The sequence below is a fragment of the Streptomyces sp. NBC_01283 genome, from assembly GCF_041435335.1.
Taxonomy (GTDB): Bacteria; Actinomycetota; Actinomycetes; order Streptomycetales; family Streptomycetaceae; genus Streptomyces.
On sequence record NZ_CP108430.1, the window covers coordinates 5,209,384 to 5,234,888 of the forward strand.

The following is a 25,505-nucleotide window of genomic DNA, read 5'->3' on the forward strand; positions in this document are numbered from 1 at the left end:
CTTGTCAGCGGCTGGTGCTCAGTGTTCTCGCCGTTCTCGCCACCGCCTTCGCGATCTTCTCGGCGTCCAGTGCCATCTCGCGCAGCATCCCGCTGATGGGGTTCGTGAACCCGGTGAAGTAGAGGCCGGGGGCCGACTTCGAGGTGCGGGCGCCGCGGACGAGCGGGCTGCCCTGCGCGTCGAGTACGCCGAGGCCGCCGATGAGCGGCTCCAGGGCGCGGCGGTAGCCCGTGGCCGCGATGACCGCCTCGGGGACGATCCGGGTGCCGTCGGCCAGGACGACCTTGCCGTCCTCGAAGGAGTCGACGGCCGCGACCGGTTCGACCTTGCCCTTGCGCACCGCGTCGATCAGGCCCACGTCCTGGACCGGGATCGCACCCTCCTTGACCCGGGAGTACAGGCCGGTGTCGGGGCGGGGCAGCCCCTGCGCGGACAGATCGGGGACGCTGACCTTGGCGATCGGGCCCGCGAGCCGGTCCACGAGCGCGACGGGCAGCCTGCGGCACAGGATGCCCGTGCGCTGCGCGGGCCAGCCCGCCGTGGAGCGGCGCACGATGTGCGGCGCAGTGCGCACCGCGAGGCGGACGCGGGCCGCGCCGCCCGCGACGAGGTCGACGGCTATCTCGGCGCCGGTGTTGCCGACGCCCACGACCAGGACGTCCTTGCCCTCGTAGGGGCGCGGGTCGCGGTAGGCGCTCGCGTGCACGAGTTCGCCCGAGTACGTGTCGCGGCCGGGCCAGTCCGGCAGGTGGGGCGTGTGGTTGTACCCGGTGGCGATCACCACCGCGCTGCCCGTCAGCTCGCGTCCGCCGCTGGCGTGCAGCAGCCAGCCGGTGCCGTCGGCGGAGCGCTCCAGGCGGGACACCTCGACGCCGGTGACGATCTCCAGCTCGTGGAACTCGGCGTACTTCTCCAGGTAGCGGACCACGTTGTCACGTGACACCCAGCGCCCGAAGGAGCGCGGTATCGCGAGTCCGGGCAGCGCGGAGAGGCGGCGCGTGGTGTGCAGGTGCAGGCGGTCGTAGTGCGTGCGCCAGGAGGCGCCGACGCGGTCGGACTTCTCCAGCACGACCGCACGGACGCCGCGGGCACGCAGCGCAGCCGCGACGGAGAGCCCGCCGGGTCCGCCGCCGACGACGTACACAGGGCGGTCTTGCTGTGGCGCTTGTGGGGGAGTGGTGTCGGCCATGAACCTGAGAGTAATCACGTGGTCACTTGATGGGGGACGGTCAAGCCCCAAACCGGTTGCGAATTGATCACGGGTATGCGCGACGCACCCTCTGTCCGTGGGTTTCGTGCCACGTCGGTGGGTGTGTGTGCCGTACGCCCTCATGCGTATGTCTCTCGCGCACGATTCTTGGGTGCGCCTCTTGCGTGCACGCCTCTCGCGTCCCCCGCGCACTGCCTCTTGCGTACGTGTCGGGCGTGCGCTGAACTGACGTACCGTCAGGAGTTTGAGTGACGTGCTGTCAGTGTCCTTTGCGAGGCTGGGAGTTCAAGGCGATGGGACTGTTTCTGTGAGCACCAAGGCCTCGGCCACGCCCCCGACCGCATCCTCGGCCGCACCTCTGGCCCCGCGTTTCGACCTCCCCGAGCCGGACGCCTTCACCCGCCCCTACTGGGACGCGGCGGCCGAGGGAAACCTCCTGATCCGCCGCTGCGGCGGGTGCGGCAAGGCGCACCACTACCCGCGCGAGTTCTGCCCCTACTGCTGGAGCGAGGACGTCACCTGGGAGCGGGCGAGCGGCCACGCCACGCTCTACACCTGGTCCGTGGTGCACCGGAACGACCTGCCGCCGTTTGGCTCCCGCGTCCCGTACGTCGCCGCGGTCGTCGACCTCGCCGAAGGTCCGCGCATGATGACGGAGATCGTCGACCGTGAGGAGAGCGAGCACGAACTCCGGATCGGGATGGCGCTGGAGGTCGCGTTCCGCGAGGAGGGGGAGGACAAGGGGGGTGTGGTGGTGCCGGTGTTCCGGCGGGTGCGGTGAGGGCGCCGCCCTACTGCCCTACTGCCCTGCGGCCTGCGGCCTGCGGCCTGTCGCTCTACTGCCCTGCACCCCGCCCCTCTCCGCCCCGCCCCGTAATTCGCTTCTGTTGAAGGTGTGGTGCGGGGGAGCATGGCCCATGGCTTCCTCTCCGCCCTCCTCTCCGTACCCTCGCTGGCAGTTGACCTCCGACCTCGACGAGTTCCTCTCCCGCGCGGGTGCCTTCCTGCGCTCGGCGCCCGCCCCGCACACCGCGCTGCTCAGCGTCACCGACATGCTGCGGACGCGAGGGCTCCATGTGTACGGGGAGAGCGACCCCCTCTTCGGGATCCGCACCGGCGGTGACGGAGCGCGGGGGCCACGGGAGGCTTCCGTGAGCGGTGCGTTCCTGTGGACCCCGCCGCACTTCCTAGCCCTGAGTCCGCTCGCGGACGAGGCCGCCGCCGACGAGCTCGCCGAGGTTCTCGCCGACGCGGGTCTGGAACCTGCCGGGGTCGGGGCCGAGAGCGCCACGGCAGCAGCGTTCTCTGCGGCCTGGGAGCGGCGGACGAAAGCCGACGCCGCCGTCAGCTTCCCCCAGCGGCTGTACCGCCTCGGCACCCTCACCCCGCCCGATCCCTCCCCGGAGGGCAGCGCGCGCGTCGCCACCGACGCCGACCGGGCGCTGCTCGCGCGCTGGCACGGCGAGTTCCACGAGGCCATCGGGGAGAAGGCCGGGATGGACGCCGGCGAGTGGGCCGACGCCCGCATCTCCTACGGAGGCGTCACCCTCTGGGAGGCTCCCGACGGCACCCCCGTCGCCATGGCGGGCAACACCCGCCAGGTCGCGGGCCAGGTCCGGGTCGCCCCCGTCTACACCCCGGCCCACCTGCGCGGGCGGGGCTACGCGGGCGCGGTCACCACGGCGGTGAGCCGTGCCGCGCTTGCGGCGGGCGCGGCCGAGGTGCTGCTCTTCACGGACGTCGGCAACCCCACGAGCAACGAGCTGTATCAGCGGCTGGGGTTCCGCCCGGTGCGGGACTTCACGCAGTACAGCTTCACGCGCTGACCTGCGCGGCTCGCAGTCCGGTGGCCCGTACCCGGCGGGTGGCCCGTACCCGGCCGGTGACGCGGGTCCTCACGGCCACAGCAGCTCCTTGGCCCAGCCGCCGTCCGTCCCCCGCACGTACCGCAGCCGCACGTGCCTGCGCCGCGCCTCGCCCTGGAAGAACTCGACCTCCGCCGGTTCGAGCACGTACAGGGTCCAGCTCGGCGCCGGGGCGTCCGGGTCCGCCTGCGCGTGCTCCCAGGCCGCCTGGCTCGCGGCCACCAGGTCCCCGTACGACGGCAGCACCTCGCTCTGCCTGCCGACCAGCGCCGACGCCAGTGCCCCGGGCGAACGGCGGGCGAGATCGGCGCGGCTCTCGGTGGCGCTCGCCGTCGTGACCCGGCCCCGCACCCGGACCTGGCGGCCCTGCACGGGCCAGTAGAAACCGAGCGCGGCCTCCGGGTTCCCCGCGAGCTGGCGACCCTTCGCGCTGCCGGAGTGCGAACCGAAGTGCCAGCCGGCCTCGTCCGCGTCGTGGAGCATCAGCGTGCGCAGGTCCGGTCGGCCCGCCTCGTCGACCGTCGCCAGGCTCATGGTGTGCGGCTCCACCTGACCCGCCTCGGCGACGTCCACGAACCACTGCCAGAAGAGGGCCAGCGGGGCGTCGGGGGCGCCCTCCAGGTCGAACGGGGGCAGCTCGGTGTCCCAGACACGGAGGGAACGGAGGAGGGCACGGCCGTGGGCGGTGTCATCGGGCCGGGTGTCGGAGTCGTCCATCCACCGAATCTACGCGAGCCCCCACCCCCACGACCTCAGGCAGAGGGCCCCCTCGCCCCCGCCCCCTTGCCCCCGCCCCCTTGCCCCCGCCCCCTCGCCCCCGCCCCCTCACCCCCGCCCCAGCACCACCGTCCCCGACGAGCAGAACCACCCGCCCGTCCCCGATGCCACCGCCACCTCCGGCAGCCTTCCTCCCGCCTTCCGTACCTGGCGGCCATCGCCTGCCTCGCCCCGCAGTTGCCGTACCGCTTCCACCAGCAGGAACAGGCCCCGCATGCCGGGGTGTTGGGCCGACAGGCCGCCGCCGTCCGTGTTGGTCGGGAGTTCGCCGTCCCGCAGCAGGCGGCCCTTCTCCACGAACGCGCCGCCCTCGCCCTTCGCGCAGAAACCCAGGTCCTCCAGCGTCACCAGGGTCATGTAGGTGAAGGCGTCGTAGATCTCGGCGACGTCCACGTCCTGTGGACGCACCCCGGCCCGTTCGAACGCGAGGCGGCCGCTCACCGCCGCCGGGGAGACCGTGAAGTCCTCCCACTCCGACATCGTCGTGTGCGAGACGTGCTCGCCGGTGCCGAGCACCCAGACGGGGGTGGAGGCGCAGTCGGCCACGTACTCCTCCGCCGCCAGGAGCACCGCGCAGCCGCCGTCGGAACGTATGCAGCAGTGCAGCTTGGTGAACGGGTCCGCGATCATCGGGCCGTCGAGGACCTCGTCGACCGTGATCGGGTCGCGGTACATCGCGTCCGGGTTGGTCGCGGCGTTCGCCCGTGCCTGGACCGCCACGGAGGCGAGCTGTTCGAGCGTCGTGCCGTACTCGTGCATGTGGCGGCGCGCGGCCATCGCGTACTTGGAGATCAGGGAGTGGCCGTAGGGGACCTCGAACTGGAGGGGGCCGCGCGCGCCGAAGGAGAGGTTCGACGTGCGCCGTCTCGCCTTGATGTCCGCACGGGCCGTCGATCCGTAGACGAGGAGGACGGCGTTGGCGCGGCCCGCCGCGATCGCGTCCGCCGCGTGCGCCGCCATGACCTCCCAGGTGGAGCCGCCGACGGAGGTGGAGTCGACCCAGCGCGGCTTCAGGCCGAGGTATTCGGCGACCTCGACCGGGGCGAGCGTGCCCAGGCCCGCCGACGCGACGCCGTCGATGACCTCGCGGCCCAGGCCCGAGTCGGCCAGGGCGCGGCGGGCCGCCTGGGCGTGCAGGGCGTAGGGCGTGGCCTCGTCCACGCGCCCGCAGTCGGAGAGGGATATGCCGACGACGGCCACCTTGCGCGGGCGGGCCACCGTCTCACCAGGGTTGGAGGAATGGGTAGTTGGCATGAATCTGACGGTACATCAGATATAGCGGCTCCCGGCAGGGTGTTACGTGGCGTCGCGGGCCTGTGCATCTCGCGGGTGCCGTCTTAGCATGACGGCCCGTCAGATCCGGGTCGCCCCGCCCTCGTGCACGACGCCGAGGAACCAGGCCGCGACCCGGGGGAGGAGCCCGCCGATGGACGCCGCCTTCACCGCGGAGCAGGAAGAAATCCGCCGCACCCTTCGTGAGCTCGTCACCAAACGCTGCGGGCCGGACGAGGTGAAGGCCGCGGTCCGCACCCCCGCCGGACACGACTCCGCCCTCTGGTCCGCGCTCGCCGAACAGCTCGGCCTGCCCGGCATCGCCGTCCCCGAGGCGTACGGGGGAGTGGGGTGCGGCTCGGCGGAGCTCGCCCTCGGCAGCGAGGAGCTCGGCCGCGCCCTCGCCCCCTCACCCCTCTTCGCCACCGCCGCGCTCGTCGCCCCGCTCCTCCAGCGCCTGGGCACCGACGGGCAGCGGTCGGAGCTGCTGCCCCGCATCGCGACGGGCGGTCTCACCGCGGCGCTCGCCGTGCCCGGCACCGGGCTCGCCACCGCGCTCGGCCTGGTCGGCGACAACCTCGGCGACTGGTCCGGCGGAGGCCGTGCGGGCGGCGTGCAGGCCAAGCTCGCGGACGGCGTCTGGCGGCTCTACGGCCAGGCCGAGCAGGTCCTCGACGGGCACAGCGCGGGGCTGCTCCTGGTGGCCGCGCACACCGGGGGCTTCGCCCGTTCCCGTACGCTCCTCTATCTCGTACGCGAGGGGGCCGCCGGACTCGTGCGGGCCCGGCAGACATCCCTCGACGAGACCCGCCCGCAGGCCCGGGTCGAACTGCGCGACGTGGAAGCCGAGTTGCTCGGCACCGCCGACGACGCGGACGTGCCGGGCGCGCTCGCCGCCGTCGGTGACGTCGCCGCGACCGTGCTCGCCGCGGAGGCCGTGGGCGCGGCGGACCGGGCCCTTGAGCGGACCGTCGAATACGTCAAGCAGCGCGAGCAGTTCGGGCGGCCGATCGGCTCCTTCCAGGCGGTCAAGCACCGCCTCGCGGACGTGTACGTACAGGTGCAGGCCGCGCGGTCGGCGGCGTACTACGCGGCGTGGGCGACCGGGGACGGCTCCGAGCAGGTGGGAGGGCTCGCGCTCGCGCAGTCCCTCGACGCGCTGCGGACCGCCGCGTCGGAGGCCGTGCAGCTGCACGGCGGCATCGGGTTCACCTGGGAGCACGAGGCGCATCTGTACTTCAAGCGGGCGTCGAGCGACGAACTCCTGTTCGGCCCCGGGCACCTACTGCGGGCCCGCGCGGCGGAACGCGCCGACCTGTTCACGCCCGCACAGCCGACGGCGACGGTGGCCGTCTGATGGCCCCCGGTGTGCGCCTGATGCAGAAGGTGTCGTCCACCCGGACCTTCGCGAAGATCGCCCCGCACTTCATCCCCGCGATGGACCGCACGGTGCACCGCCTCACGCGCGGCAAGGTGCTGCTCAGCGCGAAGATGCTGCCGGGGGTGATCCTGACCGTGCGCGGCGCCAAGAGCGGGCTTCCCCGGCGCACTCCCTTGGCCTGCATGCCGGAGGACGCGGGGAGTTGGATTCTGATCGGCTCCAATTTCGGCCGCCCGGGGCATCCCGCCTGGACCGGCAACCTCATCGCCCATCCGGATGCCGACGTGAGCTGGCGGGGTGCGGACATCCCGGTCAGGGCACGGCTGTTGGCGGGGGAGGAACGGAAGGCGGCTTGGGAGGCGGTGCTGAAGTTCTGGCCGCCGTACGCGACGTACCAGTCCCGCGTGGACCGGGAGATCCGGCTGTTCCGCCTGGAGCGGCGCACGGAGTAGACGCACGGAGCAGCCGGGCGAACCGGTCGCCGTGACGGGCCTGTCCGGGTAGCACAGCGGCGGATCACCGTCCATCAGTGATCCGCCGCTGCGGTGACAGGACTTGAGGAGCGTCAGAAGAGACGTACCGGATGACGTACTGGATGCCCTACTTCGTCGGCTTCTTGCCTGTTACGCCCAGATGCACCAACAGTGCGAGGTTCGGCTTCAGTTCGGTCTGCTTGACGCCCCAGGTCTGGAAGCCCCGCTGGTGCGAGGCGACCGCGGCGAGCATCGCCACGAGGGAGCCCGCCATCGCCGCGGGGTTGACGTCCTTGTCGACCTTCCCCTTGGACTGGAGCTCCTTGACCGTGTCCGTAAGGGAGTTGTTGACCGAGTTCAGGATCTTCATGCGGAGCTTGTAGAAGCGCTTGTCGCCCTCCGCGGCGCCCAGATCGACGACCCGGAGGATCGCGTCGTTCTTGCGCCAGAAGTCGAGGAAGCCGTCGACCAGCTCCTGTGCGGTCTGCCACCCCGCCTTGCCGACCCATGAACGGCCGTCGAGGAGCTGGGTCAACTCGGCTCCCTCGGCCGCCATTTGCTCGGCGATCTCGAGGACGGCGCCCTCGACGTCGGGGAAGTACTGATAGAAGGTCGCGGGTGAAGTCCCCGCCTTCCGGGCGACGTCGATGACTTTGACGTCCCGGTAGGGCGAGGAGCTGAGCATCTCGCTGAGGCAGTCGAGCAGCTTCTGACGCGTCGCCTGACCGCGCCGACCGGCCACGCGGCCGTCGACGGTACGTACCTGTCCTGTCATGCCGTCAGCTTACCGAGGGGTGATCGGAGCGCGATTCGGCCGAGTGCAAATGGGGTTGTGGGCCGTATTCCTCTCGTATCCGCGTCCTGTCCGCGCGCCGCTCGGGAGCCGATATTGAATAGGTCACACGTTCGAATCAACTTTCGCTCACATATCTCCTTCTCCTTGCGTCTCCTTTGTCCCACAACACCCCGATCCCGCCCCGGGTTCGCAACCGCCGCCCCGGACAGGAAGAATCAGGGTGCGTGCCGCCGTAGCGGCTCGGTGGTGAGACGCTGCACGGGGCCGCTCATACGGCGCCCGCGTACGGGGAGGTGGCAGGGCAAGTGGTGGATCAGCTGACGCAGCACGATCCGAGGCGGATCGGTCCGTTCGAGGTGCTCGGCCGGCTCGGAGCCGGTGGCATGGGCCTTGTCTACCTCGCGCGCTCCGCGTCAGGGCGGCGCGTGGCGATCAAGACGGTCAGGACCGAGCTCGCCGAGGACCAGCTGTTCCGCGTCCGCTTCACGCGCGAGGTCGAGGCGGCACGGGCCGTGTCCGGTTTCTACACGGCCGCCGTCGTGGACGCCGACCCGCGCGCGGCCGTGCCGTGGCTGGCCACCGCCTATGTGCCCGCCCCCTCGCTCGAAGAAATAGTGAATGAACACGGGCCGCTGCCCACCCAGGCCGTGCGCTGGCTCGCGGCCGGCGTCGCCGAGGCCCTGGAGTCCATCCACGGCGCGGGCCTCGTCCACCGTGACCTCAAGCCGTCGAACGTCCTCGTGGTGGAGGACGGCCCGCGTGTGATCGACTTCGGCATCGCGTCCGGCGTCTCCAACACCCGTCTGACCATGACGAACGTCGCCGTCGGCACGCCCGCCTACATGTCGCCCGAGCAGGCGAAGGACTCGCGCAGCGTCACCGGCGCCAGCGACGTCTTCTCGCTCGGCTCGATGCTCGTCTTCGCCGCCACCGGGCACGCGCCCTTCCACGGGGCGAACCCCGTCGAGACCGTCTTCATGCTGCTGCGCGAGGGTCCTGACCTGGCAGGACTCCCGGACGAGCTCCGTCCGCTCATCGAGACCTGCATGCAGATGGAGGCGGTGCTGCGGCCCAGCCCCGCCGACCTCCAGGCCCAGCTCGCCCCGCACCTCTTCGCCTCGGAGAGCGAGGACGGCGACAGCGGCACGGCGTCCGCCTGGCTCCCGGAGCGGGCCGTCGCGCTCATCGAGGCCCGCCGAGGCGGGCGTCCGCCCGCGCGGGCCGCGCTCGCCTCATCGGGCCGCAGCGGCGGCCGAGGCGGCGCCCCCGCCGTCGCCCCACCCCCTCCGCGGCACGCACCGCCGGCCCCGCCGACGCAGCCGCCCCCCTTCGGGGCCGTGCCGGACGCCGGGCCCGTGCACCTCGCGGGGGCGAAGGTGCCGATCGGACCCGGCCCCCGGGTGGCCGACGCACGCGCCGCCGTCAGCTCGGTGCCCGTCGACACCGGGCTCGCCGCCTCCTGGTCGCGGTCCAGGGCCGTGACGAACGGCGCCGACCCCGTGGTGCCCGCCCCCGCCGCCGCGCCGGACGCGGGGGCCGCCTGGCGGCCGTGGCGCTTCCGGATGTCGAACGACGTCTGGGGTACGCCCGCCGTCGCGGGGAACCTCGTGTACGTCACGTCCTTCGAGGTGCACGCCCTGGACGTCGGCACGGGCCGCCGCAGCTTCAAGACCCGGGACGTCGCCTGGTCCATGGGCGTCGCCGACGGACGCATCCACGCCTCGGACGGCCCCACGCTCTACGCCCTCGACGGCGCCGACGGCACCGACCTGTGGCGTCTGAACACCGATGCCTGGGTGTACTCCCTGCAGGCTGACCGCGGCACCGTCGTCACCGGGACGCGCGGCGGCGGCGTACAGGCCTGGGAGGCCGCGAACGGCGAGAAGCTCTGGGAGATCACCGGGGCCCAGACCGACTTCGAGACCCCCGAGGCGGGACCCGTCGTCCACGACGGCACGGTCTACGTCTGGAAGGACGCGCGCCTGCGCGCCCTGGAGGCCCGCACGGGCGACGAGCGCTGGTCGTACCCCGTCGGCGACGCGGCATCCTGCGGCGGCGTCCCGGTGCGGCTCGCCCCCGCCCAGGACGGGTACGTGTACGTGTCCGCGGGCACCCGGGTCCTCGCGATCGACGTGGTCGGCGGGCATGTCCGCTGGCACTTCGAGGCACCCGCCGCCTTCCTGTGCCCGCCCGCGTTCGCGCCGGGCCCCGCCGTCACCGGCGGCGGCGTGTACCTGGCCGACTACCTCGGCACCGTGTACGCCCTCGACGCCACGGACGGCCGTGACCGCTGGCGCATCGCCACGGAGTCCCGGGCGTCGATCGAGCCGGTGCTCGTCGCCGACGGGCACGTCCACGTCGGCAGCGGCAAGGGGCTCTACACCCTGGACGCGGTGACGGGCACGCCGAAATGGCGCTTCCAGGCCGGCGGCGAGGTCGTCGGCACACCCGTCGTCGCCGACCGGCGGATCCACTTCGGGTCGACGGACCACCTGCTGTACACGCTCAAGGCGGACGACGGCCGCCTGCGCTGGAAGCTGGCCACGGGCGGCGAGATCACCGGGGCGCCGGTGGTGCGGGACGGCGTCGTGTACGCGTGCAGCAAGGACCGGTGCGTGTACGCGCTGGACGCCGAGCGGGGGACCGGCACGGCTCGGTCGTAGGCGCGGGCCCTGGTGGCGTCGTCGCCGTGACGGCCGTCGTGCCAGCTTTGGAAGGGGTCCGGACGGCGGCCGTCCACTCGTGACGTTACGCCGAGTGCATGAACGTCGCCAGGCGACGGCCGGGGCCCGGTACGCCCCTCACCTCGCCACGCCTCACCTCGTACGGAAGCCGGGGCTGCGGCCCGTGAAGAGGCCCGCCTGCCGCTCCGGGGGCAGGTTGCCGAGCGCGATGAGGTGCGGCGCCTGGGCCAGGGCCTGGGTGCGGGCAGCCTCCTTCGCCGACCAGAGCGCTCGCACGGTGCCCTGGACCGGCTCGGTCGGGCACGCGGCGATGACCTCGGCCGCACGGGTGGCGGCCGTCAACAGGTCGGTGGACGCGGTGACTTCGGAGACCAGGCCCGTCTCGTACGCCCGCCGGGCGGAGATCCGCTCGGCCGTGCCCATCAGCGACATCCTGGCGACCTCGCCGATCGGCATGCGCTGCGCCATGAGGATCGCCTCGTACGCGCTGACCATCCCGTAGGTGGTGTGCGGGTCGAAGAACGTGGCGTGCTCGGCGGCGATGATGAACTCCGCCTCGCCCAGGAGATAGAAGGCGCCGCCGCACGCCATGCCGTTTACGGCGGCGATGAGCGGCTTCCACAGGTCGTTCGCCTTGGGTCCGATGGTCAGGAGCGGATCGTCCATCGAGTACGGGGAGCCGGGCTGCGGGACGTCCGTGTCGCGGTCGATGCCGGTGCAGAACGCCTTCTCCCCGGCGCCGGTGAGGACGATCGCGCGTACGGAGTCGTCGAAGCGGAACTCCCGCCAGGTGGAGGTGAGTTGCTCGGCTGTCTCGGGGTCGATGGCGTTGTGCCGGGCGGGGCGGTCGAGGGTGACGACCGCGACGCCCGTGTCCTTGTCGGTCTCCGTGCGCAGGGCGCTCGCGGCAGCCGTCATGGCCGCTCCAGGAGCCAGCGGGGCATCGCGATGCCGTCCACATCGGTGAACGCGACCTGCACCTTCGCCCCGATGCGGAGACGGTCGGGATCGACGGAGTTCAGCGCGGCCTCCGGGGCGGCGACGAGGTTGCCGACGAGACGGATGTGCGGGGCATCGGCCAGCTCGACGATGATCGCGTTGTACGGGGCCTGCGCGGCGTAGGCGGGGAGCAGGGGCGGATGCGGGCGGACGTAGGACCAGATGCGGCCCCGGCCGCTCATCCTGCGCCACTCGCTGTCGAAGGACTGGCAGTGGGGGCAGCAGGGCCTGGGCGGGAACCGGAGCTCGCCGCAGGCGGTGCAGGCTTGGATTCTCAGTTCGCCCTGGGCGGCGTACTGCCAGAAGGGGGCGCCGTCCGTGTCGATGGTGGGGGTCAGCAGGGGCTCGGTCGTCGAGGTTGTCGCGTCTGCCATGTGGCTGGCCTCTTTCGGGTGCGGGATGCGTCGTGGTTGCTCGCGCTCACGCGGCGGAGCCGCGGATGTCACAGCCTCGCGCCCCTAGGGGGCCCGCAGCAGTACCGCCGACGTCGGGACTCCCTCGCCCGCCGTGACCAGGCACGTCGACGCGTTCGGCACCTGGGCCGTGCTCGTGCCCCGCAGCTGCTTCACGCCCTCGTTGATGAGGTTGAAGCCGTGGACGTAGGCCTCGCTCAGGCCGCCGCCCCCGGTGTTGATCGGCAGGCGGCCCCCGCTCTCCAGTGCGCCGCCCTCGGTGAACGCGCCGCCCTCGCCGCGCCCGCAGAACCCGTACCCCTCAAGGGACAGCGGGATGAGCGGGGTGAACGCGTCGTAGATCTGCGCCACGTCCACGTCCTCCGGCGAGAAGTCCGCCTGCTTCCAGAGCTGGCGGGCCGCCGTCCACGCGGGACCCGTCAGCGGGTCGTCGTTCCAGTAGTTGACCATCCCGTGGTGCTGCGCGGGCAGCCCCTGGGCGACGGAGTGGACGTACACGGGCCTCTGCCGGCAGTCCCGCGCTCGCTCGGCGGACACGATGACGCACGCCAACGCGCCGTCGGTCTCAAGGCAGTTGTCGAACAGACACAGCGGCTCGCTGATCCAGCGCGAGGACATGTACATCTCGCGGGTCAGCGGGCGTTCGTACATCATCGCGGCCGGGTTCTGGTTCGCCCGGTTCCTGCACGCGAGGGCGACGTTGAAGAGGTGGTCGCGGGTCGCCCCGTACTCGTGCATGTAGCGGCGGGCCAGCATCCCGATCTCGTCGGCCGGGCGGAGCAGCCCGAAGGGGCGCGTCCACTGGGCGGGCGTGGGGAGTTGGACCGCCGTGTTCTTCCAGGGGCGCGGCCCGCTGCCGCGCTTGCGGGACCGCCACGCGATGCCGACGCTCGCCTGCCCGGTGGCGACGGCGGAGGCGAGGTGCGCGATGGTCGCGCAGGAACCGCCGCCCCCGTAGCCCACCTTGCTGAAGAACGTCACGTCGCCCGCGCCGATCGCCTTCGCGACCTCGACCTCGTCCGTCTCCTCCATCGTGTACGAGGCGAACGCGTCCACCTCGGACGGCGCGATGCCCGCGTCGTCGAGCGCGGCGACGATCGCCCGGCACGCCAACGTCTTCTCGTCCTCGGGCAGTTGTTTGGCGAAGGCGGTCTGCCCGATCCCGACTATCGCTGTAGCGTCTTTGAGTGAAGCCATGGGCAAGACACCTCCGCCACCGGCGAGGCCCCAGGGCTTCGCCATACGTCGTCCCGACTGCTGACAGCGCGTCAGGTTACAGCTAATCTGACGGATAGTCAGCTACTGCGGCGGAGGGGCTTGCGATGCGCGGCGACCTGGAGTGGGGCAGCATCCCGGGACTGGTCCGGGCGGCAGCCGAGCGGTACGGCGACCGGGAGGCGGTCGTCGAGGGCCGCACCCGCGTCACGTACGCCGAGCTCGGCCGACGCGTGGAGCGGGCCGCCGCCGCGTGCATGGCGAACGGCGTCAACTCCGGTGACCGGGTGGCCGTCTGGGCGCCCAACACCCTGGACTGGATCGTCTCGGCGCTCGGCGCGGTGTCGGCGGGCGCGGTCCTGGTCCCCCTCAACACCCGCTTCAAGGGCGCGGAGGCGTCCTACGTACTGCAACGCAGCCGGGCGAAGCTGCTCTTCGTGACGGGCACGTTCCTCGGCACGTCGTACGTGGCCTCGCTGCGCCGGGCCGCCGCGGACGGAAAGGGGAAAGGCCCCCTGCCGGGCCTTCCGCACCTGGAGCAGGTGGTGGTCCTGTCCGACGACGCCCCGGAGGACTTCCGCACGTGGAAGGACTTCATGGCCAGCGGCGACGGGGTACGGGGCGAGGACGTACGGGCCAGGGCGGACGGCGTCGAGAGCACCGCACCCTCGGACATCGTCTACACGTCGGGCACGACCGGCCGCCCCAAGGGCGCGATCATCACCCACGCCCAGACCTTGCGCTGCTACAGCATCTGGAGCGAACTGGCGGGCCTGCGCGAGGGCGACCGCTACCTGATCGTGAACCCCTTCTTCCACACCTTCGGCTACAAGGCGGGCATCATCGCCTGCCTGATGCGCGGCGCGACGATGATCCCGCAGCCGGTCTTCAACGTGGACACCGTCCTGGCCAACGTCGCGGCGGAACGCATCTCGGTCCTCCCGGGCCCGCCCACCCTGCACCAGTCGCTCCTCGACCACCCCGCCCGCGACCAGCACGACCTGACGGCCCTGCGCCTGGTCGTGACGGGCGCGGCGGTGGTCCCCCTGCAACTGGTCGAGCGCCTGCGCACCGAACTGCACATCGCCACGGTCCTGACGGCGTACGGCCTCTCCGAGGCCAGCGGCATCGTCACCATGTGCCGCCAGGGAGACGCCGCCCGGGTCATCGCGTCGACCTCGGGCCGGGCCATCCCGGACACGGAGGTACGAGTGGTGAGCCCCGGCGGCGAGGACCTTTCCCCGGGCCACGCGGGAGAGGTCCTCGTACGCGGACACAACGTCATGCAGGGCTACTTCGAGGACCCGGCGGAGACGAAGAAGGCGGTCACCCCGGACGGCTGGCTGCGGACGGGCGATGTCGGCGTCCTGGACGAGGCGGGCAACCTCCGCATCACGGACCGGATCAAGGACATGTTCATAGTCGGCGGCTTCAACGCCTACCCGGCAGAGATCGAGCAACTGATCGGCGTACACCCGCAGGTGGCGGACGTGGCGGTGATCGGCGTCCCGGATCCGCGGCTCGGCGAGGTGGGCAAGGCGTACGTGGTGCGGCGGCCCGGGGCGGTCCTCACCTCCGACGACCTGATCGCCTGGTCCCGCCGCGAGATGGCGAACTACAAGGTCCCCAGGGAGATCGAATTCGTCACGGAACTGCCGAGGAATGCGAGCGGGAAGGTCCTGAAACAGGAACTGCGGTGCAGCAAGGGGTAGGTGCGGTCCGCTTCCCTCTGGTTCTCCGTCACCGCCTGTCTAACTACTCTCGCCGCGTTCGGCGGCGCTGCACTCGACGCAGAACTCATTGCCTTCCAGGTCGCTGAGAGTGACCCAGCCGCGCCCGTTGGGCTTGCGGTGATCGCCCACGACCTTCGCACCCAGCTCCAGGAGCCGCTCGACCTCCTCGTCACGGGTGCGGTCCTGCGGCTGAAGGTCTATGTGCACGCGATTCTTGACGGACTTGGCGTCGGGCACGGTGACGAAGAGCAGAGTGACACCCTCGGCCGTGACGAGGGCTTCGGGATCCCCGGGAAAGTCGTCGTCGGCGATCTTCCCGCCGAGAACCCCGGCCCAGAAGGTGCCCTGACGATAGGCGTCGGAACAGTCGAACGTGAGGTGGCGCACGAGAGAGCTCATGCGCCGCACTATCGGGGAGGGGCGCGGGGGTGTCCAAAGGGTTTTCGGCTGCGGGGGGCGCTGTACTGCGCTGCACTGGTGAGCCATTTGCCGAATCGGCAAAGTTGCTCGCGGGTGGGGGAGGTGGGGGGACAGGATCAGGATCACGGCGTACGCGGTTGTTCTGTACGTGTACGTGTACGCGGACGTGTCCGTGGACGTGTCCGTGGATCCGGATTCCGGATTCCGGATTCCGGATTTCCGATTTCTGACTTCGGTCCGGGAGGAAACGTGACGCATTACCCGCAGCATCACCGACTGGTGGACGTCCCCGGTGGGCGGATCCATCTGGTGGAGCAGGGCACGGGCCCGCTCGTTCTCCTGGTGCACGGCTTTCCCGAGTCCTGGTACTCGTGGCGCCACCAGCTCCCCGTGCTCGCCGAGGCGGGCTTCCGTGCGGTGGCGATCGACGTGCGTGGCTACGGGCGCTCGTCGAAGCCGCGTGAGGTGGCCGCGTACCGGATGACGGAGCATGTCGCCGACAACGTCGGGGTCGTACGCGCGCTGGGCGAGGAGTCCGCGACGATCGTGGGGCACGACTGGGGATCGGCCATCGCCGCCAACTCCGCGCTGCTCAAGCCGGATGTCTTCACCGCGGTGGGCCTGCTGAGCGTTCCGTACGCTCCGAGGAACGGCTTCCGGCCGACCGACGCCTTCGCGGCGATCGGCGGCGACGAGGAGTTCTACGTCAGCTACTTCCAGGAGGAGGGCAGGGCGGAGGCGGAGATCGAGCCTGATGTGCGTGGATGGCTCGCGGGGTTCTACGCGAGTCTCTCCGCCGACACGATGCCGTCGGCGGCCGACGGTCCGAGCCTCCACTTCGTGGCTCCGGGCGGAAGGATGTCGGACCGGTTCCCGGCTGGAGAGGGTCAGGCCGGTCACGCCGGTCAGCCCCTCCCCTCCTGGCTGACGGAGGCCGATCTCGACTTCTACGCGGCCGAGTTCGAGCGCACCGGCCTGACCGGCGCGCTCAACCGCTACCGCAACGTCGACCGTGACTGGGAGGACCTTGCGGCGTGGGACGGGGCGCCGATCGTCCAGCCGTCACTGTTCATCGGCGGCGACCAGGACGCGTCGACGACGTGGCTGGCGGACGCGATCAAGGCGTACCCGGAGACCCTGCCCGGCCTGGCGTCCTCGCACATCCTCGAAGGCTGCGGGCACTGGGTGCAGCAGGAGCGGGCCTACGAGGTGAACCGGCTGCTCGTGGAGTGGCTGAAGGCGGTGTGAGGTTGTGTGGCGTGGCGGGACGTGTTGTGACGGGACGTGGCGTGTGGCTGGGTGTCTGCGTGGCGTGAGGTCAGTGGCCGATGGGCGGTTCCATGCATCCGGTTTCCATGAAGGGGCCGTTGGCCTTCGCCTCAGAGTTGCTCGGCTGCACGAAGGCGGTGACGCAGGCGTCCTCGCGTACGCGTAGGCCGATCATGGTGCCCTCGGGGGTGACGTACTCGCCGTTCTCGTAGCGCGATCGCATCTCCTGGACGATGAGTTCGCCGCCGAGGACCTTGCCCTTGCCGCCGTACTCCACGACCTCGTACCCGAGCTCACCGGTGAGGGCTGCCCGCACGCTCTCCGGGTCCCATTTCCCCTTGCCGTGCAGGCGCTTGAGGACGGGCGCCATGCGGGCAGCCTCGGCCTGGGCCGCTTCCTCGCCCGCCGGGGACATGTCGCCGGGTTGGCGGTAGGCGTTGCTCTCCCCGTTGTGGGGTGCGCCGTCGACGACACCGGGTTCCACGTACGGGGAGGCGCCGCTGGACGCGCCGCTGTGGGAGGAGGTGGGGGAGGGTGCGGTGGGAGAGGCTGCGGTGGCGTCGTGCCGGGACGTGCCGCAGGCGGTGAGTGAGGTGATGGCGGCGCCCATGAGGAGGACGGATGCCGTGCCGAGACGCCGCCGCTGCTTCGAGGTGACCATGCGGAGACTGTGTCAGGTGCAAGTCCCGCCCGGGACACGACCAGGACACGGTCTGTGCTGAGGGCTGAGGGCTGAGGGCGGAGGGCGGCTAGGAGACGGTCTGCGCCCGGAACTTCTCCACGATTGCGGCCGGGGCCTTCTCCGGTGAGCCGGCGTCGTACGGCGGCTGGGGGTCGTACTCGATGAGCAGCTGTACGGTCTGCGCGTGCTCGTCGCCCGCGATCTTCCCGGCGAGGGTGAGGCCCATGTCGATCCCGGCGGAGACGCCTGCGCCGGTGACGTACTTCCCGTCGAAGACGACGCGCTGCCCGGTCGAATCGACACCGAACTGCCTGATCTGCTCCAGCGCCAGCCAATGCGACGTGGCGCGGCGGCCCTTGAGGAGGCCCGCGGCCGCGAGGATGAGGGAGCCGGTGCAGACGGATGTCGTCCAGGTGGTGGTCGCGTCGACGGCCCGCAGCCAGTCGAGGACGGCCTCGTTCTCCAGGTCGGGCTCGGGGCTCCCGGGTACGACGACGATGTCCGGGCTGCTCACCTCGGCGAGGGACTTGGTGGCGAGGAGGGAGAGGTTCCGGGTGTCGTCGAGTACGGGACCGGCCTCCTCGGCGACGAAGACGACTTCGGCGCCGGGCAGCCCGGCGAGGGTCTGGAAGGGGCCGATCGCGTCGAGGACGGTGAACTTGTCGTAGAGGAGGATCGCGATCTGCATGGGGTCCCTTCCCGGATGCGGTGTGCGGTGTGCGGTGTGCGGTGGGCGGTGCGGCGTCGTGTGGTCGTGTTCCGAGCCGTGTCTCAAGTCTTGTGTCGCACCCCGATGTCCGCAATGACGAGCAGCCCACCTTTCCTGCCACGGTGCGCCTTGCGAGTGGACGGTGGGAGCCGTGGTTATCCACAGGGGCGTGGTTATCCACAGGCTGAAACTCGTGAGGCCGGTGTGCGGCAGTCTGTGGTCATGGGGGGTTCGAGGGAGCCGAAGAGTGCGGGGGAGCGGGGTGGGCTTGGGGAGTTGGCTGTCGAGGGGGTGCTGCTCACGCGCTGGGCCAGGGAGGCGGGTTGGTCGGCGAGCGCGCTGTCCAGAAGCCTGGCGGCTGAGGGGTGGACGCGTATTCCGGGAGGCGGCTGGGCGGAACCGGGGCGCACGGTCGATCTCGCGGTGCGTCTCTGGGCCGGGCAGTTGACGATGCCGGGCCTGGTGGCGAGCCACCGGTCGGCGGCGGCGCTGTGGCACATCGAAGTGCTGCGGGAGGAGCTGGAGTTCACTGACCCACTGGGAACACGTCGCAAGGTTGGCGCTCGCGTCCACTGGCTTCCGCTGCCGCCGGGCGGGACCGCTGTGGTGGGGGATCTCAGAGTGACGACGGTCGTGCGTACGCTGGCGGATCTGCTGCGCGGTGGCCCGAGGGAGGACGCCCTGGTGGCGCTCGACTCGGCGCTGAGCAGCCGCCGGTACGGCGGGCGTTGTCGGCGGGGACCGTTGATCGGCGGTGTCGATGCCGTGGCCGAGGCGTTGGACGCGCCGCCGGTGGCGGGGGCGGCCGGGGTGGTGAGGGCGCGGCGGTGGCTGGCGCTTGCCGACCCGGGGGCGGGCTCACCTGCGGAGACGGTCGCGCGGCTCCGGATGCGTGATGCGGGGCTGTGCCCGGAGACCCAGGCAGAGATCTTGACGCCGTCGGGCCGCCTGCTGCGCCCGGACTTCCTCTTCCGGGGGGAGGGCGTGGTGGTCGAGATCGAGGGTTACGCCTACCACGGCACCCGCGAGGCCCACCGCCGGGACCTGGCCCGGTACAACGACCTCGCGTCGTGCCCCGAAGTCCGAGTGCTGCTGCGCTTCGGCGCCGAGGAGGTCTTCGGCGCACCGGAGGCGTTCGTGGCGAAGGTGCGGGCGGCGGTGGGCCGCGCGAGGGGCGGGGGCTGCGATGCGCCGGGGTCGGGAGGTGGCCGGGGCCGCCCGGTGCTCGGAAGTGTGGCGGTTTCGGCGGCCCAGTAAAGGGCGCTCCTGCGTCGCGTCGGCTCCGCCGATTCCGCTCCGCTCCACCCTTGACTGCCCCACCTCCACCTCAGGAACGCTGGTTGACCGGGCGGCCGGGGGAGGGGCGTAGGGGCGGGTGGGGTGGATGGCGGCGACGGGTTGCCTGCCGGGTGCGGACTGGTTCTTCTGGTGCGAGCGTCGATTTTCGATGTGAGCGTCACGGAGATCGCATCAGTCGCGCTGCTCGGTCGAATGGCGGGGGTGGGGGTGGGGGGGAGAGGGGTTGGGAAGGGTGCAGAGGGGTGGGGTGCAAGAAAGTCCCGGGGTGGGGCGCTGTTTGCCCGCTGGGCGTGGGAATTTCTTGCAGGTGGCGCCAATCGGCCGCCCTGGGTCCACTCCTGGGCGTCGGCGTCAGCCCGTACTGGGGTGGGGTGCTGGCTGCCCGCTGGGCGTGGGAGTTTCCTGCAGGCCGCGCCAACCAGCCGCCCCCCACCGACATCGGCTACTGCCGCCCGGGCCGACCTCGGCCAAGGCCGCCGCCCGTCGGCATCGTCAAGTCCGGTTCTGGGGCTGGGTTTTGGACCAAGCCGTGGCGTCGGTGCCGTAGCGGACCAAGAGGCGGGCGAATGTGACCTGGTCCTCCGGGGGCCAGGTCGCGGTGATTTCCTGGAAGGCCTTTCGCTGTTCGGCGGCGAAGCGGGCGCGTTCGGCCTCGCCGTGCTCGGTGAGTTCCAGCACGGTGCGGCGGCCGTCGGCCTGGGATGCCGCGCGGCGCAGCAGTCCGTCGTCGATGCACGCCGCCACGGTCCGGCTGGCCACCGGCTGGGCGACGCCCATCTCGGCGGCGAGGCCGCCGACGGTCGTCTCGCCCGGAGCGTCGGCGATCACGTTGAGCACGAGGTTGCGCGAGAGGTCCTTGGGTGAAGCGGGCGCGCGGCGGCGCAGACGGGACAGGGCCGGGCCGATCTGGTCCAGCGCCGGGTCGTCGGCCGGCTGCTCGGGGGAAGACGCGCTGCTCATGTGTCCGAGTGTAGGGGTGCGGGGTGTGCAGTTGCATGGTGATAGGTATGTGCATAGCATCGGGTATGTAAATGTGAAAGAGCAAGGACATGAGGTGGCTCCTGTGGCACTTACCGCGATCACGAACGCCCGGGTCTTCGACGGGGAGAAGGCCGTCGGCGTGCAGACCGTGGTCATCGACGGCGGGCGGATCGCCCGTGTCGGTGGTGAGGCTCCACGGGGCAGCGAAATTGTTGACGGCAGTGGTGCCACGTTGCTGCCGGGGCTCATCGACGCCCATGTTCATTCCGCCCCGGGATCCCTGGCGCTCGCCCTGCGGTTCGGGGTGACGACCGAGCTGGAGATGCAGGGGATGAACACCCGGGAGAACCGGGGGGCCATCACCGATGACGACACCGTTGCCGACGTGCGCTCCGCCGGTTTCGGTATCACGCCGCCCGGGGGACACCCGAGCGAGCTGATGCCCGAAGGGTTCCGGCCGAAGTGGGAGCTGCCCCCGGTGATGCCCCTGATGCCGTTCTCCAGCACGCCGGAGGAGGCGGCTGCCTTCGTGCCTCAGCTGCTGGCCCGGGGGTCCGACTTCATCAAGTTCATGATCGATGACGGCAGCGTGGAGGGGCACCCCGGGCTGCCCATGCTCGACCAGGCCACCGTGAACGCCGGTGTGGCGGAAGCCAAGAAGTACGGGGCTCTCACCGTGGCTCACGCGCTGACCGTGGAGGCCACCAGGATGGCCGCCGAGGCCGGTATCGACGGTCTCGCGCATGTGTTCATGGACCAGCCGCACACTGCCGAGATCATCGGTCTCATCAAGGACGCCGGCATGTTCGTCGTTCCCTGCATCAGCCTCAACGCCTCGATGATGGGGATCACCGGCAGCGAACTCGCCGACGACCCCCGGGTCGCCGCGCGCCTCGACAGCAAGTGGGACGAGACCCTGCGGTCCAGCTACAACCGCTACCCGCAGGGCAAGCTCGACGACGTGTACGACACCGTGCGTGCCCTGGAGGCCGCCGGCGTCGACGTGCTGGCCGGTACCGACGTGTCCATGTCCGAGACGTTCTTCGGGGGTCTGGCGCACGGAGCGAGCCTGCACCACGAACTGCAGTACCTGGTGGCAGCCGGCCTCACGCCCGCACGCGCCCTGCGCGCGGCCACGGCGACCACGGCCCGGCGCTTCCGCCTCGGCGACCGGGGCCGTATCGCCGAGGGGCTCCGCGCCGACCTCCTGCTGGTCGACGGCGATCCGACCAGCGACATCGGCGACACCCTCAACACCCGCGCCATCTGGCGCCGCGGCGCCCGTCTCGCGGACTGACCGCCCTCCGAGGGCGGGGCGCGGACAGTGCGATGGGGCCGGGCGGATGCTTCGGCCCCATCGGGGTGGCGGGTGGCCCGCCTGAGGTCAGTCCTGCGGCATGGTCGGCGTATGCCCGTCGCCGAGCGGGCTGACGGCTATGTGGTCGCCACCCGGCGGTACCGGGCTGTGTCCCTCGGCGAGGGCCGGAGCGGCGGCCCCGACGGCGGTGGCGGTCGCGACGGCCACGATGACGAGGATCTTCTTGGCGCGAGTCATGCCAACTCCCTTGATGAGGCGGACTAGTGGACTATCAGCGTCAAGTGACCCTAGTGACGGGGCAGCTGAATGCTCGGTTCCGTCGCTCGGCGCTGCGTGGCGCCAGCCGGTCCATCCCTTAACGCTCGGCGCCGCGTGGCGCGAGCCCTTCCATCGAGTAATGCCCGGCGCCAGCCGTTCCACCCCGTAACGCCCCCCGGGACATGCATCGGCCGCGGTGGCTCCCCCTCCGCGCCACCGCGGCCGATCGTCCCCCGTCGGGATATAGGTCCTGGGTCAGTCCTTGGGCGGGGCGGGCGTGTGGCCCTCACCCAGCGTGGTCACCGTGCCGTCCTTCGGCGGGGCAGGCGTGTGGCCCTCGCCCTGCGTGGTCGCGGTGCCGTCCTTCGGCGGAGCCGGCGTGTGGCCCTCGCCCATGGTCGTGATGTCGTTCTTGTTGATCTCGCTCATGTGACAACTCCTATGGAATTGCTGGGGCCTGACATCGGATACGCCCGTTCGGCAACTCCCCCGAGGGTCGCCGAACGGGCGTTTGGGCCGCTCACTGTATCCAAAGGGCCCTTGCGACCCGTCTGCCCCCCGACGCGACGGATCGACTCCATGAGAGTGGCAGCCGCCCATAAACGTTCGATGAACGCCCGTGGGAATGCCCCTGGAGGGCGGTCAGACCGCGGCGACCGGCTTGAGGAGGTGCTGTACCTGAGCCGCTTCGGGCGCGCCCGCCGCCTCGTGGATGGTGAGGGCCTCGCGCCAGCAGGCCCGTGCGCGGTCGACCTGCCCGAGGTTGTCCAGAGCCCTGCCCAGGATCGTCAGGACGTTCGCGCGCATCCAGTCGCCGCCGACGCAGCCGGTGCTCAGGGCCTGCTCCGCGTGCTGAGCCGCCTGTGCCGGGCGGAGAGCCGCGAAGTGGACCTGGGCGATGCGGTAGTGGGTCGCTCCCTGCCACAGGCGCTGGCGGTTCACCTCGAAGATCCGCCGGGCGTCCTCAAGCTGGTCGAGGGCTTCGGGGTGGCGGCCCGCCTGGCTGAGGGCGAGCCCGAGGGTGTACTTGGCGTTGGCCAGCCGGAAGGTGACGCCGAGGTCGCCGTAGATGGCCATTCCCTGCCGGGCCAGATCGATGGACTTCGCAGTGCGACCCATCGCTAGGAGGGCCCGCGAGAGGTTGCACAGCGCGCTGGCCTCGCTGTGGCGGTTGCCGTCGCCCCGGAAGACGGCGATCGCTTCGAGGAGGTATGTCTCGCTCGCGGACGGGTTGTTGATGCAGTTGTTGACGATGCCCTGTTCGTTGAGGGCGTTCCCGCTGGTCCAGGGGTCCTTGGATTCCTCGGCGAGCGCGGCGGCGTACTCGAGTTCCTCGGCGGCGTCGTCGAAGCGCCCGAACTTGTTGAGCACCTGCGCCAGGCTGACCCGGGCCCGCCCCTCGGCGCGTGCGTTCCCTTCGGCGGCCGCTGCCTCGCGCGCCATGCGGGTGGCGACCTCGTACCGGTGCGAACTCGCGCCGGACTCGGCCAGGTCCTTCGCGGCGAGCAGCAGGTCCACCGCGCGCTGCAGACTGCCGGGCCTCAGCGACTGCTGGATGCAGGCCAGGATGCAGGAGGCCTCCGCGTGCAGCCAGTCGAACGCCTTGGCGCCGTCGCTGAACTCCAGGCCGACCTGCGGGGTCGTCTCCAGGTGGTCCGCCGTCCGGTCGCCGGGCCGTTCTATCGCGTACACCCGTGCCGCCGTGGCCAGATAGAAGTCCAGCAGCCGTGACGTCGCCGCCTCCCGCTCGTCCGCCGGGAGTTCCCGCTCGGCGCACGCACGCGCGTAGAGCCGGACCAGGTCGTGGTAGCGGTAGCGGCCCGGGGCCGCCGATTCGACCAGGGACGTGTCGACCAGGGATTCGAGCAGGTCCTCCGCCTCCTCGGCCGGCAGGTCGAGCACCGCGGCGGCAGCGGCGAGCGAGAGGTCCGGGCCGTCCGCCAGGCCCAGCAGGCGGAACGCGCGGGCCTGCGCGGGCTCCAGCTGGCCGTAGCCCAGTTCGAACGTCGCCTTGACCGCCAGGTCGCCCGCCTGGAGTTCGTCCAGGCGGCGCCGTTCGTCCGCCAGCTTCGCGGCGAGGGTCGAGACCGTCCACGTACGACGGGCCGCCAGGCGGGAGGCGGCGATGCGGATCGCCAGGGGGAGGAAGCCGCAGGCCGCGACCACGTCGAGCGCGGCCTTGCGCTCCGACGTCACCCTCTCCTCGCCGACGATCCGGGTGAAGAGGAGGAGGGCCTCCTCGGGGGACATGACGTCCAGGTCGACGAGGTGCGCCCCGGCGAGGTCCACCATGCGGATGCGGCTGGTCACGAGTGCCGCGCAGCCCTCCATGCCGGGGAGCAGCGGACGTACCTGGGCCGCGTCGCGCGCGTTGTCCAGGACCACCAGCACCCTGCGGCCGTCGAGCACCGAGCGGTACAGCGCCGCCCGCTCCTCCAGGGAGTCGGGGATCGCCGAGTCCGCCGTTCCCAGGGCGCGGAGGAAGGCGCCCAGGACGGTTTCCGGTTCGGCCGCTCGCGCGCCCGCGCCCTGGAGGTCCACGTAGAGCTGTCCGTCGGGGAAGTGCGTCCGGGCCACGTGTGCCACGTGGACTGCGAGGGTCGTCTTGCCCACGCCGCCGATTCCCGCGAGCGCGGAGACCGCCATCACGCGGCCCTCGGCCGCCGACAGGATCTCGCTCAGTTCCGACACGAAGGACGCGCGGCCCGTGAAGTCCGGGACGGTAGCGGGCAGTTGGGCGGGCCGCACCACCGCTGCGGCCGGTTCCGGGGTCGACGCCGGGGCTCCCGCGAGCGCCGGGTCCGCCTGGAGGATGCGCTGCTGGAGTTCCTTCAGACCCGGGCGCGGGTCCACTCCCAGTTCGTCGGCGAGGAGGCGGCGGGTGTCCGCGTAGACGGCGAGGGCCTCCGCCTGGCGTCCGCTGCGGTACAGCGCCAGCATGAGCAGTTCGCGCAGGCGTTCGCGGAGGGGGTGCGCCGCCGTGAGGGCCGTGAGCTCCGAGACGGCTTCGGCGTGGCAGCCGGCCTCCAGGTCCATGTCCAGGCGGGATTCCAGGAGCTGGAGGCGCCACTCCTCAAGGCGGGTGCGTTCCGTTTCCGCGTACGGCCCGGGGACGTTCGCCAGGGGTTCGCCGTCCCAGAGGCCCAGCGCCTTGTTGGCCAGGGAGCGCGCCTGGCAGAGGTCGGCCACGCCGCGCGCCTTCTCCGCCTCAGCCCACAGGTCCTCGGCGAGCGCCAGGTCGAGCGCGCCGTCGGCCACCGCGATCGCGTACCCGCCCGACTCGCTGACCAGGACGCCGGCGGGCAGTACCTTGCGCAGCCGCGAGGCGTACGTGCGGACCGCGGCCAGCGCCTGCGAGGGCGGCTCCTCGCCCCACAGGGCGTCGATCAGTTCGTGCGCCGTCGCCGTGCGGCCGTCACGCAGCAGGAGCGCCGCGAGCAGCGCGCGCTGCTGCGGAGAGCCCATGGAGAGCTGCTCGGCGCCGTGCCATGCGCGTACGGGGCCGAGCACGCTGAAGTGCGGTCTCAGTTCCTCGGGGGCGTTCCCCGGGGCCGGACGCCGTTGGTCCGGTACTCGCGGTACACCGTCCATCGCTCCCCCTGCTGCCCTGACGTACCCGGCCGTCACCGTGCCTGGTCATGCGCCGCGGGCCTGCCCTGCCCGCGATTGTCGCTCTTTGTCTGTTTCCGTTCTCCGCCTGGCTCTTGCTCCCCGCCAGTTTGCCTTGTTCATGGCGGATGCGTCAGCTCCG

General features: G+C 71.5%; 23 protein-coding genes. 9 read left to right on the forward strand and 14 right to left on the reverse strand.

Annotation, left to right across the window (positions count from 1 at the left end):
• Nucleotides 1-4: 4 nt before the first annotated feature.
• Entirely contained in the window at nt 5-1,189 is a 1,185-nt protein-coding gene (locus tag OG302_RS23885) for a flavin-containing monooxygenase (protein ID WP_371528632.1), read from the reverse strand.
• Between the two features lie 328 nt (nt 1,190-1,517).
• On the opposite strand from OG302_RS23885, the gene OG302_RS23890 reads away from it, so the two are divergent.
• Together OG302_RS23890 and OG302_RS23895 are read left to right on the forward strand one after the other, a co-directional pair.
• Nucleotides 1,518-1,991, forward strand: coding sequence for a Zn-ribbon domain-containing OB-fold protein (locus OG302_RS23890; RefSeq protein WP_371528633.1), 474 nt, complete (start codon nt 1,518-1,520; stop codon nt 1,989-1,991).
• 136 nt (nt 1,992-2,127) lie between these two features.
• Complete coding sequence (locus tag OG302_RS23895; RefSeq protein WP_371528634.1) at nt 2,128-3,036, forward strand: GNAT family N-acetyltransferase; 909 nt, start codon at nt 2,128-2,130, stop codon at nt 3,034-3,036.
• A 69-nt stretch (nt 3,037-3,105) separates the two neighbouring features.
• Here the strand turns inward: OG302_RS23895 and OG302_RS23900 are convergent, their stop codons facing one another.
• Nucleotides 3,106-3,792 carry a pyridoxal 5'-phosphate synthase gene (locus OG302_RS23900; RefSeq protein WP_371528635.1) on the reverse strand — a complete coding sequence of 229 codons (687 nt, stop codon included), beginning with the start codon at nt 3,790-3,792 and terminating at the stop codon, nt 3,106-3,108.
• A 108-nt stretch (nt 3,793-3,900) separates the two neighbouring features.
• A complete protein-coding gene (locus OG302_RS23905) occupies nt 3,901-5,106 on the reverse strand; it encodes an acetyl-CoA acetyltransferase (RefSeq protein WP_371528636.1) in 1,206 nt (401 codons plus the stop codon).
• Nucleotides 5,107-5,278: 172 nt separating this feature from the next.
• On the opposite strand from OG302_RS23905, the gene OG302_RS23910 reads away from it, so the two are divergent.
• Nucleotides 5,279-6,481 (forward strand): acyl-CoA dehydrogenase family protein, encoded by a 1,203-nt coding sequence (locus OG302_RS23910; protein ID WP_371528637.1) that lies wholly within the window; start codon nt 5,279-5,281, stop codon nt 6,479-6,481.
• Nucleotides 6,481-6,957 (forward strand): nitroreductase family deazaflavin-dependent oxidoreductase, encoded by a 477-nt coding sequence (locus OG302_RS23915; RefSeq protein WP_371528638.1) that lies wholly within the window; start codon nt 6,481-6,483, stop codon nt 6,955-6,957. The genes OG302_RS23910 and OG302_RS23915 overlap by 1 nt, the downstream gene beginning before the upstream one ends.
• Nucleotides 6,958-7,105: 148 nt before the next feature.
• Here the strand turns inward: OG302_RS23915 and OG302_RS23920 are convergent, their stop codons facing one another.
• A complete protein-coding gene (locus OG302_RS23920) occupies nt 7,106-7,753 on the reverse strand; it encodes a TetR family transcriptional regulator (protein ID WP_371528639.1) in 648 nt (215 codons plus the stop codon).
• Between the two features lie 326 nt (nt 7,754-8,079).
• On the opposite strand from OG302_RS23920, the gene OG302_RS23925 reads away from it, so the two are divergent.
• Complete coding sequence (locus OG302_RS23925; RefSeq protein WP_371528640.1) at nt 8,080-10,437, forward strand: PQQ-binding-like beta-propeller repeat protein; 2,358 nt, start codon at nt 8,080-8,082, stop codon at nt 10,435-10,437.
• Between the two features lie 153 nt (nt 10,438-10,590).
• Here the strand turns inward: OG302_RS23925 and OG302_RS23930 are convergent, their stop codons facing one another.
• The 3 genes from OG302_RS23930 to OG302_RS23940 all read right to left on the reverse strand — a co-directional run bounded on the left by OG302_RS23930 (nt 10,591) and on the right by OG302_RS23940 (nt 13,067).
• Nucleotides 10,591-11,376: an enoyl-CoA hydratase/isomerase family protein gene (locus OG302_RS23930; protein ID WP_371528641.1), complete on the reverse strand. Its 786-nt coding sequence runs from the start codon at nt 11,374-11,376 to the stop codon at nt 10,591-10,593.
• A complete protein-coding gene (locus tag OG302_RS23935) occupies nt 11,373-11,831 on the reverse strand; it encodes a Zn-ribbon domain-containing OB-fold protein (protein ID WP_371528642.1) in 459 nt (152 codons plus the stop codon). Before OG302_RS23935 ends, OG302_RS23930 begins: the two co-directional genes overlap by 4 nt.
• Before the next feature lie 84 nt (nt 11,832-11,915).
• A complete protein-coding gene (locus tag OG302_RS23940) occupies nt 11,916-13,067 on the reverse strand; it encodes a lipid-transfer protein (protein WP_371528643.1) in 1,152 nt (383 codons plus the stop codon).
• A 125-nt stretch (nt 13,068-13,192) separates the two neighbouring features.
• On the opposite strand from OG302_RS23940, the gene OG302_RS23945 reads away from it, so the two are divergent.
• The gene (locus tag OG302_RS23945) at nt 13,193-14,797 is read left to right on the forward strand and encodes a FadD3 family acyl-CoA ligase (protein ID WP_371528644.1); all 1,605 of its coding nucleotides are present in this window, start codon (nt 13,193-13,195) and stop codon (nt 14,795-14,797) included.
• Nucleotides 14,798-14,836: 39 nt separating this feature from the next.
• Here the strand turns inward: OG302_RS23945 and OG302_RS23950 are convergent, their stop codons facing one another.
• Entirely contained in the window at nt 14,837-15,217 is a 381-nt protein-coding gene (locus tag OG302_RS23950; RefSeq protein WP_371528645.1) for a VOC family protein, read from the reverse strand.
• Between the two features lie 270 nt (nt 15,218-15,487).
• Here OG302_RS23950 and OG302_RS23955 point away from each other — a divergent pair, with 270 nt between their 5' ends.
• A complete protein-coding gene (locus OG302_RS23955) occupies nt 15,488-16,486 on the forward strand; it encodes an alpha/beta fold hydrolase (protein ID WP_371528646.1) in 999 nt (332 codons plus the stop codon).
• A 70-nt stretch (nt 16,487-16,556) separates the two neighbouring features.
• On the opposite strand, the gene OG302_RS23960 is transcribed toward OG302_RS23955, so the two are convergent.
• Together OG302_RS23960 and OG302_RS23965 are read right to left on the reverse strand one after the other, a co-directional pair.
• Nucleotides 16,557-17,168, reverse strand: a complete 612-nt coding sequence (locus OG302_RS23960) for a hypothetical protein (RefSeq protein ID WP_371528647.1) — start codon at nt 17,166-17,168, stop codon at nt 16,557-16,559.
• Nucleotides 17,169-17,256: 88 nt separating this feature from the next.
• Nucleotides 17,257-17,877: a DJ-1/PfpI family protein gene (locus tag OG302_RS23965; protein WP_371528648.1), complete on the reverse strand. Its 621-nt coding sequence runs from the start codon at nt 17,875-17,877 to the stop codon at nt 17,257-17,259.
• A 243-nt stretch (nt 17,878-18,120) separates the two neighbouring features.
• Here OG302_RS23965 and OG302_RS23970 point away from each other — a divergent pair, with 243 nt between their 5' ends.
• A complete protein-coding gene (locus tag OG302_RS23970) occupies nt 18,121-19,155 on the forward strand; it encodes an endonuclease domain-containing protein (RefSeq protein ID WP_371528649.1) in 1,035 nt (344 codons plus the stop codon).
• Between the two features lie 534 nt (nt 19,156-19,689).
• Here OG302_RS23970 and OG302_RS23975 read toward each other — a convergent pair.
• Nucleotides 19,690-20,157, reverse strand: coding sequence for a MarR family winged helix-turn-helix transcriptional regulator (locus OG302_RS23975; protein WP_371528650.1), 468 nt, complete (start codon nt 20,155-20,157; stop codon nt 19,690-19,692).
• 103 nt (nt 20,158-20,260) lie between these two features.
• On the opposite strand from OG302_RS23975, the gene OG302_RS23980 reads away from it, so the two are divergent.
• Nucleotides 20,261-21,475: an amidohydrolase family protein gene (locus OG302_RS23980; protein WP_371528651.1), complete on the forward strand. Its 1,215-nt coding sequence runs from the start codon at nt 20,261-20,263 to the stop codon at nt 21,473-21,475.
• A gap of 87 nt (nt 21,476-21,562) precedes the next feature.
• Here OG302_RS23980 and OG302_RS23985 read toward each other — a convergent pair whose 3' ends face one another.
• The 3 genes from OG302_RS23985 to OG302_RS23995 form a co-directional block, all read right to left on the reverse strand.
• Nucleotides 21,563-21,733 carry a hypothetical protein gene (locus tag OG302_RS23985; RefSeq protein WP_361832306.1) on the reverse strand — a complete coding sequence of 57 codons (171 nt, stop codon included), beginning with the start codon at nt 21,731-21,733 and terminating at the stop codon, nt 21,563-21,565.
• A gap of 276 nt (nt 21,734-22,009) precedes the next feature.
• Nucleotides 22,010-22,183, reverse strand: a complete 174-nt coding sequence (locus OG302_RS23990; protein ID WP_371528652.1) for a sigma-like protein — start codon at nt 22,181-22,183, stop codon at nt 22,010-22,012.
• Between the two features lie 213 nt (nt 22,184-22,396).
• Nucleotides 22,397-25,345, reverse strand: a complete 2,949-nt coding sequence (locus OG302_RS23995) for a BTAD domain-containing putative transcriptional regulator (protein WP_371528653.1) — start codon at nt 25,343-25,345, stop codon at nt 22,397-22,399.
• Nucleotides 25,346-25,505 lie beyond the last annotated feature (160 nt).